Origin of the sequence: Streptomyces regalis, from assembly GCF_001509475.1 — a bacterium.
In the GTDB taxonomy this organism is placed as follows: Bacteria; Actinomycetota; Actinomycetes; order Streptomycetales; family Streptomycetaceae; genus Streptomyces; species Streptomyces regalis.
Genome location: NZ_LLZG01000203.1, coordinates 1 through 1,189, shown reverse-complemented (window position 1 = coordinate 1,189; position 1,189 = coordinate 1). Strand labels below are relative to the sequence as shown.

The following is a 1,189-nucleotide window of genomic DNA, read 5'->3' as shown; positions in this document are numbered from 1 at the left end:
TCAGCCGGTGGCCGTTCATCTATGCGGGCACCATCCCGATGCCGGAGCAAACCCCCACATCAGGTCGAACCCGTACACCACTTCTCAGGACGCAACCGCAACGATCCCGAACTGCCCGAGCGGTGGCTGCCGGCTGAATGGCCCGCCGACGAGAGCAACCGGTGCAGTTCTGGCTGTCCAACCTGCCCTCGGGAATGCCGCTGGCCACTCTGGTGCGGCTGGCCAAGCTGCGCCGACGCATCGAGCATGACTACCCCTGCAACGACTGGCACAAGGCCCAAAAGACGCGGCGCAGACCTGAGCCTTGCCAAGTCGTCCGGGAACTGCAGACCATCCTTGCCACCTGGGCCGGCGCCTGCCCCACCTGCCATCGCGACATACCCACACCACTACGAACCTGACCAAGCCATACCAGGAGTGAGGACGACCGGATCAATCAAGCAGGTGTGGCTCTTCTCGGCCGATCAGAAAGCCGAGAGCGTGAGGAGCCCCGAGAGATCCTGGGTCCCGAGACCCGTCCCGTCCAGCGATTCGCGTACGAGAACCGGGGAAGCTCAGCCGCACGGCCGGGAACCCGCTGTATCGGACCATCGCGAGGGCAGCCAGGCTGTCCGTGGCAAGCCTGCCCCGGGAGGCGGTTGTTGTCGCCTCTACCACCCACAACGAGGAATCGAGCCACCCAAGTAGAGCGCTCCGCAACCGGATTGAAACCGCGACACGCAAGTCGCGCCCAAGAGAAACGGCCGCTTCGCCCAGTCCCCTTCGTCCCCGTAACCCTCCAGCAGAGCCTCAATACAGTGACCTTGCTGGCCAACCAGCATGACGGTCGCCCCTCGGTCCGGCCGAGGATCGCAACGCCGGATACCAGCAGCTCGACATCCAGGACGCCCCCGGTGGCGGTCACCCTTCGGGGCGATGATCCTCGGTATGTGGGCCTCACGCCGGACTGGTGGCGGCGGTCCCCTTCGGGGCGGCCAAAGACCGCAACCCGCTGGGGCAACCGCAAGCCCGGCGTTTGGACGAAGTGGCACGATTCCGCGACCAGAAGGAACCCGATCCATGACCGACGTCGTCACGCGCAGTCCCCGCACCGTCCTCCTCGATGGTGACGAGGTTTAGTCACTCTCCGGCGCAGCGCTTTTCGGATCGGGCACGAGCGGCGCTGCCAACATGCAGCGTTGACGTCGGA

General features: G+C 65.5%; 1 pseudogene. It reads left to right on the top strand.

Going from position 1 to position 1,189, the window contains the following annotated elements:
- Positions 1–108: 108 nt before the first annotated feature.
- A pseudogene (locus tag ADL12_RS58530) lies at positions 109–254 on the top strand (IS701 family transposase); the annotation flags it as partial.
- Positions 255–1,189: the final 935 nt, after the last annotated feature.